Origin of the sequence: Pseudomonas sp. W22_MBD1_FP4, assembly GCF_052113765.1 — a bacterium.
Taxonomy (GTDB): domain Bacteria; phylum Pseudomonadota; class Gammaproteobacteria; order Pseudomonadales; family Pseudomonadaceae; genus Aquipseudomonas; species Aquipseudomonas sivasensis.
The window spans coordinates 1-17682 of record NZ_JBGQOI010000042.1 but is presented as its reverse complement, the minus strand read 5'-3'; the positions used below and the strand labels follow the sequence as shown (position 1 = coordinate 17682).

Here is a 17682-nt window from a genome sequence, read left to right as displayed (position 1 = left end):
GGGATGCCGGTTTAGCCGCCCTGCGCCATGGATGGCGCGTGGCGGCGGCCCCCCAAATCAATGTCGGATTACGGGCATGCCGAGCCTAGGCGAGGCACCGAGTGGTGGGGCGAAGGCTTTTTGGTTACTTTTGTGCCTTTACAAAAGTGACCCGCTGTAAGAGCGGAACCCTAAGCCGCCGTTACCCAAATAACGGATATGTACACGAGCAAAAAAAAACGGGGCAATCAAAGATCACCCCAAAAGTCCAACGAGAGGCCCTACCAACCCAACTACAACGAAATCTGCTTCCTCTCCTCGTCCGTCAACCGCGCCCGCGCCTGTTCACTCAGCGGCCCCGCGCCCAGCACCTGCACCGGGCTGTTGGGGTTATACCCCGACGTCTTCTGCCCCTCTTCAACCCCACGCTGCACCGGCTCAGTCCCAAACCCGAGCACTTCCACCGTCACGATCGAAGCCCTGCCCTGCTTGGCCGCCGCCTGCTGACTGCGCGCCGCATCTTCCGCCGCCTGGGAGGCCGCTGCCCCCGCCGCGCTGGCCGAGCTCATGGCGCCGGTATTGACAGAGGCCGTTACAGGCACCCCAGACGATTTGCCCTGGGACTGGATATTCGCCGCGTTCACCACCCGCAAAGCCGCGATGTTGACGTTACCCGACACCCGAATCCCCGCCTCGCCCGCATCGATGGTGCCCAACGGCGCGATCAGGTCGATGTCTCCCGCCGGTACTTCCGGAATCGGGTTCAGCGTGGCAATCCCAGCACCGGTGCTCGGCACCGACGGCGACAGGCCCACGTTGCCCCAGTTGTCATAGACACGCTTGGGCGGTGTGTACACCACGGTGGTCTTGGAGCCGCGACCGGCGTTGATGTCGCCCTCGGCGGTCCACCCCATGATCGAGCCGCCAAAGGTGGTCATGATGCGGCTCTGTCCCAAGAGGATGCTGCCCATGGAATACAGCTGAATGTCACCGGCACCCTGGGTGATCACACCCGCCGTGGACGGTGGCGCCGCGCCTTCGATGCCGAAGGTCTGGCCGCCGCCGGGGGTGAGCATCTGGATCGACCCACCGGCATTGGTGTGAACGCCCGAGCCGTTGAACAGTGTGATGTCGCCCTGGTAAGTGATCGGGTTGCCGGCCACGTCCCTGGTCGGGAACAACGCCGCGATCGCCGCACGGCCACGCAGGTAGCTGCCCTCGCGGACGCCGCCGTCCTGGTTGTACTCGCGGCCAGCGGCCTTGAGTTCGGCAAAATACACATCACGGGCAAACACCCGTTGTTGCTCAGCGGGTAATGCAGCGTAGTAAGCGCGGGCCTGCTCGCTGTCGCCGGTAAACCCGAAGCGCTCGGCCAGCCAGGTGGCCAGTTCGTCCTCATAGGTCTTGGCCACTTTGCCGCCCTGCAAGGACTCGCCCGCGTGTGCCTGGTTGAGCGGGTTCAGGTAGCTCTCGACGAACCGTTGGTAATCCGGCCCGTTGGCGCCGACACCGGCCTGCATGACGATGCTCGCGCCAGGGCGGTTGTCGCCCGGCAACACCGCGCCGAGACTGGTTACGCTGTGCTCGCCGCCCGTGCCTGTCAGCAGGATATTGCGCCCGGCCGACACTTCCAGCAGGCCGGGGCCGGCTACCTGGAAGTTGCTGTAGAGAATGTCGCGCCCGGCAGACACGATGGAGATGTCCTGCGTGTTTTTATGAATGAACAGATTGTCGCTTGGCGACGCGACGGTAAAACCATCAGTGCCAAAGGTACGACCACTGCTGACGATATCCCGCCCAGCCATCATGCGGACCGCGCCATTCCCTTCATACCAGGTCTCACCTTCATGCACTGACCCGGGTGTCTTCTGGAACGTGATTATCCGACCACTGCTCACCCCGACAAGGTCGCCGTCCATCGCATAAAACCGCGCCGGTTCAGCACTGCCCGCAGATGAAGCGGCTGTGGTGCCAGACCCGAATGCGAACAATGAGAGGTTGCCCGCGTTACCCGTGACCGACAGGTTGCTGGCGACCACGGCGTTGCCAACCCGGCCTTGGTACGCAGGATTCCACGGCGTCGCCATCGCACTGTTCGCCGTGCCGGACTGGCTAACCGGCATGCCGCCGGCGTAGATCGAGTCTTGGGCAAGGAACTGCAACTGGCCGTTTTCCCCAGGCGCCAACAGCAAGGGATAACTGTAGGCGCTGTCACCGTTGGTCTGCGTCTGCGCGGCTTTACCGTAATACAGGCTGCCGCCCGCTGCGGTAGCGTTAAGGATGGACGGGTAGACCACCGCCAGGTCGGCCGTCGCTTCGGAGCGGGTGAAGGGTGTGAGGTTGCCGCCCAGTGAAAACAGATCAATCGCGGTGTCTTTAGTCCACAACGTAAACCAGCTTGAACCGCTGCCGACTTTCGCGCCTTGGGTAAAGGGTGATACGTGCGAAAGCTGTACCCGGCCCGGGTCTTCGACGTTTTGCACCACTAAGTCGCCCAGGGTCTGCAGGTTGAACGTGGCATCACCGGGCACCAGGGTCATGCCACCACGGGCAACGCCACGGGTCGCGACCAATGGGTCGAACGCGCGAGTTTCGCCCGGGCTCTGGGTGGGGGAAATGCTGCCGTAGAGCATGTCGACGCTGCCCACGCTGGTGCTGCGCAGTTGCACATCGCCGCGCAGGTTGACCAGCACACCATCACGATGGTCCGCAGTCGCGGCCACGCTGGCCGGGTTCAGCGCCCCACCGATGCGCACGCGCAAATCGCCGCCGCCGGTCAACTGCTGGCTGCCATCGCTGGCGATCCGCCCCGTGCTGCCGACCGCCAGGGCCAGGCCCTGACTGTGGGGGTTTACAGTGGTGTTGTTGAAGCCATAGCCCAAGGTATCCAAGACCCCGGCATCACCGACCACGTTCACGTCCAGATTGCCGCCACCCAAAGTGCCGAAACCGGTGAAGCCAAGCATTTTGTCCGCCGCCGTGGTCGCGGTGTAACTGCCGAAATTGATCCACCAGGCGGTGGGTTGAGCTTGCCCGCCCGTGGCCACGTCACCACTGCCCTGGCGCCACAGCCAGTTGCCGACTGCGGCCGAGTCCACCCCGGCGTCCTTGGGGTTGGGACGCGCATTGCTGGTCGCAGTGCTGGTGATATTACCGCTCAGGTCACCGCCGACATTCAGGGTCAGATTGCCCCCGGCCTCCGGGTACCAGGCCCGGTAGCGGCTGGTGGGTGAGCCGTTGACGAATTGCTCAAAGTAGCTTCCCGGATCGTTCAGCACGGCGCCGGACGGTTGAGCGTTGGGCTGGTTGTACGGGTCACCCGCAAACGTGCCGGTCGATGAAGTACCGGCGGTGTACACGCCGTACAGCGAATCCATGCTCAGGTTGCCCGCACTCAACAACTCCAGGTCGCCGCGGCCGGTGCGGATCACACTGAAGCGTGTACTCGAAGGCGTCGCCCCGTATTCGGTCGTGCTCTGGGCCGCGCAATATTCGGGAGCCAGGGCGCAGACTTCATCCACCGTAGGCAGCTCCAGGCTGGCGAGGAACTCATTGGTGATCACCGCGCCCACGGGGATGATCACACCGGACTGGTTCAACAGATCGTCAGCCGCTTGCTGCGTCCACACGTAGGTCACTTTGATCGCGCAATACTCCGGCGCGCCGGCGCAGAAATCCTCGATCGACCCCAGGCTCAAGTCATCGAGCAATTGCTGGTCGATGGGGTCGCCCTCTTTGATGTCCAACCCAGCTTCGGTCAGCACCGCCACCGCTTCGGCCGTCCAGGTCTGAACGCCTTTGCTCGGCAATTCCTTGGCATACATGCCGTAGTGATTGTCGGCCAGGTGAATATCGCCGCTGCGCGGATGGGCTTGCAGCAGACGGCTGTCCGCGGCCTCGGTGTCGGCACCCGCCACCAGGCGCAACGACCACGATTGGGTGCCTTCGGCCAGCATCGGCGAGATGGCCCACACCTGACCGGCGTCGCCAGACACCCCAACCCGCAACTGCACCGAGGCAGCCCCGTTGGGCAACTTCACATCGGTGCCGGCGGGGATCAGCGCGCCCTTCGGCAGGGCTTTGCTGCCACTCAGTTGCACGATGTTATTGGCCAGGTTCGCCCCGTGCACCGTCGGCAGCGGTACACCTTTGGGCCAGATCATGTCTTGCAGACGGGTGCCTTGGGTCAACAGTGTCCCGGCGCCCAATTGCGTGCCCGCCACCAGGGTGTGCGCCTCGGCGAGCAACGTACCGGCGGCAAACAACAGGTTGCCCCCGGCATCACGCACGTCCGCCGCCAATACGCTGCCCGCCGGCAGAACCAGGTCCTGGCCCAATGTCGCGGCCACTGGCAAACGGGTGCCGGCGGCGACCGTCAGGCCTTTGATCGGCAGGTCGTAGTTGAGCGTGCTGCCCGCCGGGAAGGCCGTACCGTCTGCCAGGGTTACACCGTTGCCCGGCACCACGATGGTGCCGCCGCTGAAGTCCACACCGGGCAGCAGCACCCAGCCTTTGTCATCCTCGGACACCGGCGGTTTGGCGAAGCCATCGTTGATGCTGCCGTAGATATTCAAGTCCCCACCGGCACGCAGCGTCAGGCTGCCGGACTCGCCGGAGCCATAGACGGCATTGTTCTTCTGGCTGTTGGGGTTGAGGCTGGCATAGCGATAACCGGACAAGTCCAGGTCGCCCTGGACCACCAGGTCGCCGTCCGGGGTCTTGCTGACGATTTCCACACCGGGGCGCAGGTGGAAAGCGTCGGCGTAGGTCGCGTTATTCAAGCCGGCGAGCTTGTTATCCAGCAAGTTCGTATTGAGCAGGGCGGCATTGATGAAGGCCTCGCTCAAGGCGTGTTTTGCATCCAGATAACCTTGGGTGATTTCCTGATACGGCCTGCCACTGGCGGTCGGATCGCTTTTTTCGGGTGCATCGTCGTAGGTCGCCATGCCGTTGAGGGTGATCGAGCGCGCGCCCTGAATGGTCAAGCGTCCACTGGCGTCGATCGCCACGTCATTGCCTGCCAACCGTGGTGCATTCAGTTCCAGGGTGCCGCGATTGCGTCCGTCATTACCAGCAGCCGCGCCGGTACCGTGGCGCAGGTCGATGCGTACGCCATCGGCGAGGGTCAGTTGGCCGCTGCCGGAGCCCAGCACCACCGTGGCGCGGTTCGGCGAGTCGATGATCTTGCCGTAGCTGTCCACGCGCAGCTTGCTGCCGTGAGCGTCGAGAACGGCTGTGCTGTCCAGGGTGAGGCCGTTCTTGCCGGCCAGGTTGATACTGCCGACGCGCTCACCGCTGGCGTCCACCAGGCCGGTCACGCGCAGGCTGCCGTTGTCCACGGACACGCTGACGGTGCCGGCCTTGAGCCCGTTGCCGATGGTCAGGTCGCCCTGCTTGAGCTGAAAGCTGCGCGCACCGAACACTTCGCCCTGGTTCAGGCGTTGGTTGAGGTCGGCAAACTGCTGGTCCAGGGAGCCGCTGCTGCCCAGGCGCTGCGCCTGGATCTCCACGGTTCCGGCTGGTTGCGGCATAGAGGTGCCACCGGCGTTGTAGTAACCACTGCTGCTGCCGAGGATCTTGCCCTGCAGATCGACGATTCCACCCGCCGCATCCGTGGCCACCGCACGCAACTTGCCGGCTTGGTTGTGCTTGGCGGAGAGGTCGATGGTCGAGCCCGCCGCCTGCAGGATATTGCCGCTGCGGCTGTCGAGCAGCACATCGCCGCCCCACCCGTACTGGGTCACATCGTTGAAGGTGATCCCACGACCGGCCACGTCAATCAGCGCGTCGTCGGTCAACACCACATCGCCACGGGCACTGAGGCTGACTTTACCGCTGGGCAACACCACCGCACTGGCCACGCGGATGCTGTCGCCTTGCAGGGACAGTGCGGCACCCTGGCCGCTGGCGTTGCCACGGGGGCCTGCCGAGGCGCCGATATTGATCGCACCGCCGGCTTTGATCGTGTTCACCGAACCGGCCTCACCGGTCATCAGCGGGGTGCGAATGGTCAAGTTGCCGCCGCTGTACTGGAAGCCGCTGACCGGGTCATAGGCGCCCTGGCGCTGGTACACCGACAAGCTGCCCTTGTGGTTGGCGGTGATGCGCTCGCTGGCGTTGAGAGCAACGTTGGCAAAGCCCAGGGCCAGGCGGTCGAAGCTTTTTACAGTGCTGGGCTGGCCAAATTCGCCATAGCCAAACTCGATGCGCTCGGCATTGATATCCAGGCGCCCACTGCCAGTGCCTGCGCCGCCTGCCACCACCGCGCCGGGGGCGTTAGTAGCACCCAGCCAAATCAGGTTAGCGGTGTGAATGGTCGCGACATCGCTGGCACCACCGGCGCCGTAGATGGACGGGGTGGACAGCATCAGGTTGCTCAGCAGCGACTTGCCGGTCAGCGGGTCATAGGTGTCGAGGCTGGCGCTGCCGTAGAAGTTAAAACCGTCACGCGCCGACAACTGCAGGGTCTCCAGGGCCGGTGCGCCTAATTGCGTGTCGCCGCGCAGCAGGCGGTCGAGCAGCGCCTGGTTCAGGGTCAGGCCGGCTGGCAAGTGGTTTGCGGCAGCCGCCGCGGCGAGGGCTTCGACGCTGCCCAGGTTGATGGTGCTCACGCCCAGGTTGAGGTGACGAGTGCCATATCGCACTTGGTCGCCCAGTTGGAAGGTGCTGTCGGTCAGGGCCACGATGCTGCCATCGGAATACAACCCGGTCTGGCCGGTGCAGACGCTCGTGCTGCATGCGCCGATGTTGATACCACCGCTGGTCACACCGCCGACTTGAGGGGCACTCACCACGTTCAGCAAACCGTTGGACACCGCCAGCATATTGGCAACCTGGTAGATAAAACCGTCGCGGGCATCGTAGCTGGCGGCACCGCGCCCCAGGGTGTTGATCGAAGCGCCCTGCTCTACCACGATGGCGCCGGTGTTGCTCACCAGGAACACTTCAGGCGCGGCAAGGGTGGCGCCCGCACGTAAAGTCACGTTGCTATCGGCGGCGTTCACACCCGATGCCAGGCTTATGAAGTTGCCCGACTGGCCATACTCCACCATGGTCATGCCCCCCACCATCAGCCGTGAAGCACCGATGGCATTGAGGGTGTCGGCTTTAAGCGTAATGCCGGAAAAACCGGCGGTAGCCGAAGCGTCAGCCGCGATCACTTCAATGCCGAGCTTGCCAGGGTCCAGTACCGCTACCGTACCGCCATAGCCTCCCGTCGCGGCATCAAAACGTCCGATACCCTCGAAGGAGAATGCGTCGGCCCCCTGGCCGGGGCGCAGTGCCAGTTTCAGGGTCTTGGCGTCGGCTTCCAGCATGGGGCGCGGTACGCCTAACCTGGCCGCATCGGCTTTGGCGAATTGGGCGTAACTGGTTTCGTTGTATTGGGAATAACGGCGCAGGGTGTCCGCCGAAGTCAGGATCAACTGGCTGGCAGTGCTGTTGCGGATCCCGGTGTGGGCAATCGACAACTGCCCGGCCGTGGCCCACGAGCCATTGCGCATCAAGGTGGTCGCGGCGTCGCTGCCGACTCCGGCCAGGCCATTGATCTCCACGCGATAGGCGCCGGGCATCAAGGCATACGTCGACGGCATCAAGGTATAGGTGCCCGCCGGCAACCCTGGCACACCCGCGCCGATGGTGACCTGTTGGCCAACCAGCGGCGCCACGGCACCGCCCTCCGCAGCCACCGGCGCTACGCCGGGTTGCACGCCAGGCACGATGGCGTAGATCGGGTTGGTGGACAGCCCCGGCAACACAAACCCGCCGTTGGCACCAAATTGCACCAGCGGGTTGTAACGCGCATCCGTGGAGCCGCCGCGCCCGGAAACAAACCCGGCGCCGAGCAACTCGCCACCGCCCGACAGGTCCAGGATGGCATCCGGCTGCACCGCAACCGACTGGCCGCCCAGAATGACGCCCACGCTCAAGTCGCTGTTGGTGTTGGCCAGCCCGCCTTGGCCGAGGAATGTCACCGTCTTGCCGTTGTACTTGTAAACCTGCCCGTCCAGCGTGCCGCCATAGGGCAACACTAGGCCCTTGCCGCTCACCGAGGTGACGCTGCCCGGCAGCAATTGCACCAGGCTGCTACCCATGCTGCCGATATCGATCAGGCCCAATGGCGCGCGCACCACACCGCCTTGCTTGACGGTGGCAGCGCCCAGTTGCAGGCGTCCGAATGCCGAATACGGCAGCGGCGCGTCCGTGCTGCCGACGCGGCCAATGGTCAACGTGCGTAAAGGGTCAAACGTCAGGCCCTGCACAGCCGATGACTCGCCCAGGTAACCGGCGATGACACGGGCACTGACTTCCGTGCTCGGGTACACCTGCGCCGCCCGCAGGGTCATGTCGCCCTGGGTCAGTAACTGGGTACTGACACCGGTGATGATGTCGTTCGCGGAGGCGCCAGCCAGAAAGCGCAAATCGCCCTGGCTGGTCAGGTTGACCTGGTCGAAGCCACGGAGCTCAAGGCTCGCCAGGCTATTGTCGGCGCCGTACAGGCTGCTGCGATTGCCGAAGATCACATTACCGCGCACTTCCACCAGGTCGCCGTCGGCATTGAACTGCGCCTCGGTTGCACGCTGGGATGGCGCCGGCAACACCGGCACCGGACGCACGTATAAATCCTTGCCCGTCTCGGGAGGCGCAAGGTAGCCCGCCAGCAACAGGTGCGGCGCCGTCAGGTTGATACGTGAGTTGCCTGCCGCGTTTTCACTGAGGCCATAACCACGGCTGTAAAGACGCAGGCTCTGGCCCATGTCCAGGCTCACATCACCGTCAAAGCTCAATACGCCATTGCTCAACAGCGCGAGGTTATCGAAGCCGCCGGCAGTGACTTGATCCACGCCCAGGCGGCCATGCCCGTACTCCAGGCTTTCGCCCAGCGCGGTCGGTTGGTGCACCTGGCTCAACACCAGGTCACGGACCTTGAGCACCCGATCGGTGACCCCGGCTTTCTGGTAATACGGGCTCTCCAGCGCCAGGTTAAGGCTACCGCCCGCCGCGCCGGCGCCACCGGCCTTGGCGACCAGGCTGCCATCCAGGTACAGGCCATTGTTGGAGGCCAGGCTGATGCTGCCGCCGTTACTGGCGACCTGCACCGCGCCCTGCCCTGGGATATTCAGCAAGGCCTGGGTGCCGGACGCGTCCAGGCGCGCACCGTCGCGCACGACCACGAACACGTCGCTGGCTGTGGCAAGGCCGGTGTTCAGGTCAAGCGAGCCGCCAATGTTGATAGTGCCGCCGTCGCGCACCACCCCGTAAGTGCGGCCACGGTAGTCCACCGCCGTGGCCGCCCGCGCCGCCACGTCGATCAACGCCTGTTCGCCAATCCAGATCGAGCGGTCATGGCCGATGGCGTTCACCGCCTCCGAGGCGCCGGTGGTCACACCGCCCAGGCTGACACTGCCGCCCCAGGCATTGAGCGTACCGTTCAGGGTCAATTGACCGATGCTGCGCAGCTTGATGGCCTGGCCGGGATCGACGTTGATCACGGCGCCGTGGCCCACCGTCAGGACTGTGCTCGCCAGTTGCGCAGCCGTGGCGTAGACCGTACCGGCGGTGAGGCTCAAACCGGCACCACGGCGTTGGGTCAGCACGCCCTTGGTCGCGTCCTCCTGGTACAGCGGCGGCGTCCATTGCTCCAAGGCCGTGCCGGGATCGCTGCCCGTTGGCGTGGTGGACGCTTGGGCGCCCAAACGATAGGTCGGCAGGCTCACATCCACTTGCGTACCGTCGGTGACGATCAGCCCTTCGTTGCCGGTGATGTCGTAGGCCGAAAAACCCTTATTGAAGAAGTCGCCAGCCAGTTTCAGGGTGTCGCTGTCCACCGCAGCCGCGCTGTTGCCGATCTGCACCTTGCGTGCCTGCAAGGCCAGGGTGCCGCCGCCACTCACGCCAAAGCCGCGTACCTCGCCCTCCAACGCCAAGGCGCCGAGGGCGCCCATGGTCACACTGCCGCCCTTGCCGCCGGTGAGCTTGCCGTCGACGCCGAGGGTCGCACCGGAGGACACATCCACCACACTGCCGGCCGCCAGGTTGACGTTGTTCGAACTGCGCAGCGAGACCTTGCCGCCGTTGACATACGCCACGCCGGTGCTGTTGGTCGGGTCGAGCAGTAGGTTGTTCCAGCGGCCACGGGCGTCGAGCTTGACGCCGGCCGCGACACTCACACTCGAACCACCGGCCAGGGTCGTGTCTTCGACCTCGCCTGCTTTCAGCGGGTTGACCTGGCTGAGGATGTTGCCCGCATTGATGCTGCCACCCAGGGCTGTCAGGTTGGCGTTGATATCAACCCTCGGTCCGAACAGGGTGATGTCGCCGCCGTCGGCCACGCTGAGCGCGCCATTGACGGTCACCTGCTGCCTGGCCGCGACCTTGATCGCGCCCAACGGGTTGCCACTGAGCTGCTCGCTGTCGAGCAGGATTTTGCCCTGGCGGTCCTGGGGCAACGCGGTGGCGAGGTCCAGGCCATCGGTGATTTTTTCCAGGCTGCCTTCGATCGACACCTCGTCGGCGTTCGCCCCCAAGGCGTAGCGCAAGGTGCCGGTGGTCTTGTTGTAGATCGGCGTGTACTGGCCAATGATCAACTGCGCGAGCTGGGCCATGGCTTTTTGGGATTGCTGGTAACCGTCCAGGTTGATGTTCGGCGCCTGGGTCTGGCGATCACCCTGGAACACCGCGCTGATCATCTGGCCTTCCAGCACTGCGCTGGCGGTGCTGACCACCAGCTTGCCGGCGTCACGGCCCACGGTATAACCGGCCTCGTTACGGCCCTGCGGAGCAATCATCGGGTTGTAGTAGTACTCGGTCTGGCCCCAGCGAACACTGGTGTCTTCATAGCCCTTGTAGATACCGGAATAAAGAATGTCGCCGGGTGCTTTGGACAACTCGTACAACCGTCGATCCGGGCCCTTGAGCCAGGTTTGCCGGATGTAGCCCCCTTGCACATCCACGGTGCCGCCCGACAAGTTGATCTGCGCGCCCTGCTGGGTCACGACATCTTTGCCGGTAAAGGTCACGGTGCCGCCCTGGGCCATCCATTCGCCCACCGAATGGCCCTGGGTGCCGAGGTAACCGCCGACTTCCAGCAGACCACCGGCGGTGTACCAGCGATCGGTGGCGTAGCCGTTGGTGCCGGCCGGGACAAACACCAGGTCGCGTAAGTCGATCCACACGTCGTTATTGATCAGTTGCCCATTGTCGCGGTTGATCGGCGCATCCCGCTGCTCGTTGCCCTGTACGTTGATCTTGATGTTGTTGGCTTCCATCGACACCTTGACGCCCACGGCGCCCGACACGTCGATCATCGCGCCATCGCGCACCAGGCTGCGTTGACCGGCGCTGACCGCCACCTGGCCGCCGGTGGCGAGGGTGATCGAGCCTTTCTGGAAGTCCACGGTGCCACCGCTGACGATCTCGATCCGCGACTGGTCAGTGCGGTCGGCCACGGCGCTGAGGTGGTTGAACTGCCCCGTGATCAGGTTGGCCGGCGTGCCGTCGAGCTTGATCAGGCCGTTGTCTTTCTGGCTGTTGAGGGCGGTGCTGCCACTGGCGTCCAACAGGATTGCAGTGGTGCTGCCCTCCCCCAGGGTGACGCTGCCGCCGGCGTCGCCGGCCGAGTTGAGCAAGTGAATGGAGCCGCGGGTGTCCACCGAAGTGCTGGCCAGGACCACGCCGTTTTGCTGAACCTGGTGCCCGGTCAGGGTGACGTCGCCGGTGGAGGCCATGATCAGGCCGTTGTTGATCACCTTGCCTGCGCTGCTGCCCGGCTTGAGGCTGGCGGCGACTTCATTGCCACGGGTGGTGGAACGCTCGTTGCCCGCCGTGCCCACCCCTTTGCGAATGTAAAAGCTGTCACCGGCCGCCAGAGTGGTCTGGCCCTTGGCGGTGATGATCGTGCCGGCGTTTTCCACTTCGGTGCCGAGCAGCAAGGCATAGCCGCCCGCGTCGGTGGAGGTGGCGGCGTTGTGGGTCTGGATCAACGCACCGCGCTGCACCTCGACCTTGCCCGCCGCATCGGTGAACGTCGGTTGAGTGCCATTGGTGTCGACATAAAGGCCGCGCTGGATGAACTGGTCATCGGTGATCGTCGCGGCAGCCGCCACCAGGTTGCGCACATTGACCTGGCTGGTGCCGCTGAAGACCACACCGTTACGGTTCATGATCATCACCGTGCCCGCGCCCTGAATCTTGCCCTGGATTTCGCTGGGGCGTGCCTCAGGGTCATTGACGCGGTTGAGCACTGCCCAGGTGGACTGCTGCTGGAAATCCACCGTGGTGTTACGACCGACGTTGAACGTCTCCCAATTGAGGATCGCCTTGTCGGCGGTCTGCTCAATGCTCACCGTGGTCTTGCCGCCCGCCTGGGTCTGGGTCGGCGCCTTGGCATTGGTCCAGCCCTGGGTCAGGCTGTTGTCCACCTGCAAGCCGCCCTTGCCGAGGCCATCGGGAATCGTCGAGACCTGACCGAACGCCGCCTGCCGACCGGCCGCCTGCGCCGCCTGCTGCGCCGCAATCGCCGCGACCGTGGTGTTGAGCGTGCTGATAGACCGCGCCAACTGCTGGTTGACCCGCGCCTGCTGGTTCAGCGTCGGCACCGACGGCATCTGCCCCGCATTGATCCGCGCCGCCGTCGTCGCCTGGGTCGCCCCCTTGGCCGCGAACCACGCTGGGCTGAACGCCGTCGCCGCATGGGCATTGCCCGCCACCACCAACAAGGCAATGACCTGAGCCAGAGGCTTGAGGCGCAACACAGTCTGGGCGTGCGAGCCCTGGGCATTCAGCTTGAGCGTGGGTTTGCAGCGGACCATCGGGAATCTTCCTTCTTTGTAATCGCCAGGAGCAAGACAGGCTCACGTATGAGGGTTAGGCGGTTGGCGAGGGGCGGGACTGAACTTCTGTCATGCAAAGTTCATAAAGGGCTGCTAACGCAAAAAAATCAGCAACGGCACAGGCCGTTGCTGATCGGGGTTGCGGGTCGTTGAAAGCCTGGGTTACAGCGGACGACCGATGGCGTTGCAGACGCTGGTGTTACCGATGCCTTGAGCGCTGGAAGCGGTGGCAAAGGTGTCACGCACGGCTTTTTTCCAGTTGGCTGGCAGCGGCACGAAGCGGTTGTTGTTGATGGCGGTGTCGTTGTTGATCAGGTTGCCGTAGTGGCGGTTGAAGAACGCACGGACCTGGGTGGTCTGGGTGGCGTCGGCGTAGCACTGGCTGAAGATCACGTTAGTGAAGCCCAGGATCGGGTAGCCGCTGGATGGGTAGGCGAACGTCGCCGGGCCGCTGGCGGTGGCAGCGAATACCGGTACCCAGTTGTCCGGGTTAGTGGCGTCGATGAACGAACCATCGGCACGGGCTTCGGTTGGCGCAGGGATCTGGCCAATGGCGGTGGAAACGTTGGCAGGCGCTGGCGAAACACCGCCAATCTTGGCCACTTTGGTGGCGTCATCCAGACCGGCCAAGGTGGTCGCCGCGTAATCCGGGCTCATGTAGGTGATCGCGCCATCTTGAGCGTTCAACGCGGTCATTACGCCTTGGCTGCCGGTAGCGGCCACTGCGCCAGCAGGCAAGCCTGCACCGTAGCTGGACGAAAAGGTGGTGGTCACGGCGAACGGTTGCGTCTCAGCGCACTTGGCGTTGAGGAAGCGCGTGAACAGTTCGGTGGTACCGCTGGACTCGCTGCGGTAGATCACTTTGATCGCGCCAGTGCGACCCGAACCAGTGATCTGGCTCCAGTCGGTCAAGCGGCCCGAAAACACGCCGCACAGTTGGTTGACGCTCAGATCAACCGCGTTGGCGCCAGCCTTGTTGAATGGAATGGCGACCGAAGTGGCCACCGAAGGCGCCTGGATCAACTTGCCCCAAGTCGCTTGTTTGTTGGTTTGGTAAGCCAGCAGCTCAGCAGCCGTCAGCTTGGAATCGCTGCCTGCCCAGTGCACGTTCTTGTTAGTCACGCCCGCCACGAACTTGGTGTAATCGTTGTTCAGGAAAGCCGCCTTGCCGTTGCCGCTGCCCACGCCGATGTAGGCGGCGAAGCCAGTGGTGAGGACGCCGGAGGTTTGGTACAGCGGCTGTGGCAAGGTTGCGCCGCCGCCGTTGATGTCAGCCATTGCAGCCTGGGCCGAGCACAGTGCAGCGAGGGTCATGGATACCGCGAGAACGTTGCGCTTAAACATGAAGAATCTCCTTTCGTCGTGTTTGTACGTTTGGGGTAGATGGCTCTTGCATGACGCCATGGCTTCGGTCCCAAGCCGTGATAAAGGGGTGGCCGGGGGTGAAAACCATGGAAGAGAAAGTCGCAGTTTCCGATGACAGATGTAGGAAAAAACCTCGGGAGGAAACACTTGATTTTTAAAAAGATTCTCGGGTGTTTTGGTCATGATTCTGAGCGATTTCAGCCCAGGTGACAGCGAGGTTTCAGAGGCCCTGCCGTGGAGGCGGCAGGAACCGTTGGCAGATGACGGAATGAGGAACCCGAGGTTGGGACCCGGACATCGGGATACCAAAAAAACAACTGAAAAACGCGTTGAGTGGTGGAGGAGGCTCGCCCCCCAATAGAACTGGATTTCCACACAATGGATCTGCCCCCCGACAAAACGCGGTGTCTCAGAGAGGGTGCCGTGTCAGGTTTTGGGGTGGCTTCACCACCCAGCGCGGGGCAAGCCCGCTCACCCCAGTAAGCCCGCTCACGCCGTTTGATCAGGTAACGAGTTGGTTGATCTCGATGATCGGCAACAGCACCGCCATCACAATCACCAGCACCACCGCCCCCATCACCACGATCATCAGCGGCTCCAGCAGCGCGGTCATGCCCATGGCCCGGCGTTCGATATCCCGCGACAGCGTCTGCGCTGCACGTTCAAGCATCGGCGGCAGCGAGCCGGTTTTTTCGCCGCTGGCGATCAGGTGGATCAATACCGGCGGAAAGACTTTCTCCACCGCCAGCGCCGGCGCCAGGTTGACCCCTTCGCGTACCTTGGCAGTGGCGTCGTTGACGCACTGGCTCAGGCGCTCGTTGGACAAGGTCTGGCGAGCCGCCTCCAGCGCCCGCAACAGCGGCACGCCAGCACCGCCGAGGATCGCCAGGGTCGAGGCAAACCGCGCCGTGTTCAGACCCAGCACAAAGCGCCCTATCAGCGGCAGGCGCAGCACACGACTGTGCCAATTCAAGCGCGCCACCGGGTTGCGCAGGTACAAACGCCAACTCCAGAAACCGCCGACAATCCCGGCGAAACACAGCCAGCCCCACGCGCGGATAAAGTCGCTGGCGTTGAGCATCGCCAGCGTCAGCCCTGGCAGGTCCTGACGCGCCTGGGAAAACGCACTGACCACCTGGGGCACCACGTAACTGAGCAAAAAAATCACAATGCCGATGGACACCAGCCCCACCACACCGGGGTAGATAAACGCGGTGAGAATCTTGCCGCGCAGGTTGTTGCGTTCCTCGATGTAGTCCGCCAGGCGCTCCATCACCTGGGCCAAGTCACCGGACTCCTCCCCCGCCGCAATCAACGCACGGTAGATCGACGGAAAATCCCGTGGCCGCGCCGCCAACGCATCCGCCAGGCGCATGCCGCCGCGCACATCCCCACGCACGGCCGCCAACGTCTGGGCGATGTGCTTTTTCTCGGCCTGCTCCACCGTGGCACTCAGCGCCGCCTCCAACGGCAGGCTGGCGCCGAGCAGGCTCGCCAGTTGCCGCGTGGCCCAGGCCAAGTCGTTGTCCGAGAGCTTGGGCGTGAACAGGCTACTGCCCGCCGCCGCTGGCTGGCCGCCTTCGATCTGCACCAACAAGGCCGTCAAACCCCGCCCGCGCAAGTGGGCAAACGCTGCGCTCTGGCTGTCGGCCTCCACATGCCCGACCTCGACTTTGCCGCTGGCATCCGCGGCTTCATAGCGATAGCGATTCATCAGGCGTCCCGTGTCACGCGCAGGATTTCTTCGGGGGCCGTGGCGCCGCTGCGCACCCAGCGCTCACCGTCTTCACGCATGCTGAACATCCCGGCCCGCCGCGCGGCCAGGCGCAAATCCTGCTCGCCGGCGCCCTGATGAATCAGGCTGCGTACATCGTCGTCGACACAGAACAATTCATGGATACCGGTACGCCCGCTGTAACCGACCTGGTTGCAGTGCGAGCACCCCACCGGACGCCAGGTGCCCGGCGCGGCAGGATCTTCCTGCTTGCAATGGGGGCACAGGCGGCGCACCAACCGCTGGGCCAACACACCCAGCAATGACGACGCCAACAGGAACGGCTCGACGCCCATGTCGATCAAGCGGTTCACCGCCGACACCGCATCGTTGGTGTGCAACGTGGCGAGTACCAAGTGACCGGTGAGCGAGGCCTGCACGGCGATCTGCGCGGTCTCCAAGTCGCGGATTTCACCGATCATGATGATGTCCGGGTCCTGACGCAGAATGGCCCGCAGCGCCAGGCCGAAGGTCATGTCGATCTTGGCGTTGACCTGGATCTGGCTGATGCCCGGCAAGTCGTATTCCACCGGGTCTTCCACGGTGAGGATGTTGCTGGTGCTCGCGTCCAACCGCGCCAACGCCGCGTACAGGCTGGTGGTCTTGCCACTGCCGGTGGGCCCGGTGACCAGCACAATGCCGTGGGGCTGGCGGATCAAGGTATCGAGGCGCGCGAGCAACTGCGGCTCCATGCCCAGAGTCTCCAACTGCAAACGCCCGGCCTGCTTGTCGAGCAAACGCATCACCACCCGCTCGCCATGCCCGGTGGGTACCGTCGACACTCGAATATCAATCGGCCGCCCGGCCACACGCAATGCAATGCGCCCGTCCTGGGGCAGGCGTTTTTCGGCGATGTCGAGCTGGGCCATGATCTTGATCCGCGACACCAACGCGCCATGCAGCGCCTTGCGTGGCGACACCACATCGCGCAGCGTGCCGTCGACGCGGTAGCGCACCACGGAATGGGTTTCGTAGGGCTCGATATGAATATCACTGGCCTCGTCCCGCGCTGCCTGGGTGAGCAAGGCGTTGATCATGCGGATCACCGGCGCACCGTCCTGGGTGTCGAGCAGGTCAGTGATCTCGGGCATGTCCTGCATCAGGCGGTCGAGGTCGACCTCGTTTTCCGCCGCACCCACCACGGCCGCGGCACTACCGGTGTCGGCGTAGGCACTGGCCAGGAGACCGTCGAGTTCGTCATCGCGTATCTGCTCAATCCGCGACTGGCCGAACTGGCGCTGCACTTCGCTGATCGACCAGCCAGGGGTTGAGGGGCAGACGGTCAGCAACATACCGTCCTCGCCTGGGCGCAGGAGGATACGTTGGGATTTGGCCCAGGCGTAGGGGAGCAGGCTCACAAGGCATCTTCCTGACCGAGCACGGTCCACATGTGGGAGGGGGCTTGCCCCCGATAGCGGTGGGTCAGTGTGTACATCTGTGGCTGACACCCCCTCATCGGGGGCAAGCCCCCTCCCACATTCAGATCTTCATTTGGATTCATGGCCGTGTACCTACCGGTACAGCCCGAATCACCGCCCTCGGCCCCGGCTGCTGCCCGCCCCGGAATCGCCTTCTCCACCTGCTCAATCCGCGACTGGCCGAACTGGCGCTGCACTTCGCTGATCGACCAGCCGGGAGTTGAGGGGCAGACGGGCATCAACATGCCGTCCTCGCCGGGGCGCAGGAGGATGCGTTGGGATTTGGCCCAGGCGTAAGGGAGAAGGCTCACAAGGT

General features: G+C 64.0%; 4 protein-coding genes and 1 pseudogene. All 5 read right to left on the bottom strand.

Translation table 11 applies throughout. From position 1 onward, the window contains the following. Positions 1–272: 272 nt before the first annotated feature. Positions 273–12788 (bottom strand): filamentous haemagglutinin family protein, encoded by a 12516-nt coding sequence (locus ACEN2T_RS29335; protein WP_442117949.1) that lies wholly within the window; start codon positions 12786–12788, stop codon positions 273–275. A 183-nt stretch (positions 12789–12971) separates the two neighbouring features. Beyond that, positions 12972–14153: a substrate-binding domain-containing protein gene (locus ACEN2T_RS29330; protein ID WP_032885398.1), complete on the bottom strand. Its 1182-nt coding sequence runs from the start codon at positions 14151–14153 to the stop codon at positions 12972–12974. 523 nt (positions 14154–14676) lie between these two features. Continuing rightward, on the bottom strand, positions 14677–15888 hold the full coding sequence (gene gspF / locus ACEN2T_RS29325; protein WP_095185996.1) for a type II secretion system inner membrane protein GspF: 1212 nt from the start codon (positions 15886–15888) through the stop codon (positions 14677–14679). After that, positions 15888–17306, bottom strand: a complete 1419-nt coding sequence (gene gspE, locus ACEN2T_RS29320) for a type II secretion system ATPase GspE (protein ID WP_032885400.1) — start codon at positions 17304–17306, stop codon at positions 15888–15890. Before gspE ends, gspF begins: the two co-directional genes overlap by 1 nt. Positions 17307–17524: 218 nt before the next feature. Further along, positions 17525–17677: pseudogene (locus ACEN2T_RS29315) on the bottom strand (type II secretion system protein GspE); the annotation flags it as partial. Between the last annotated feature and the right edge of the window lie 5 nt (positions 17678–17682).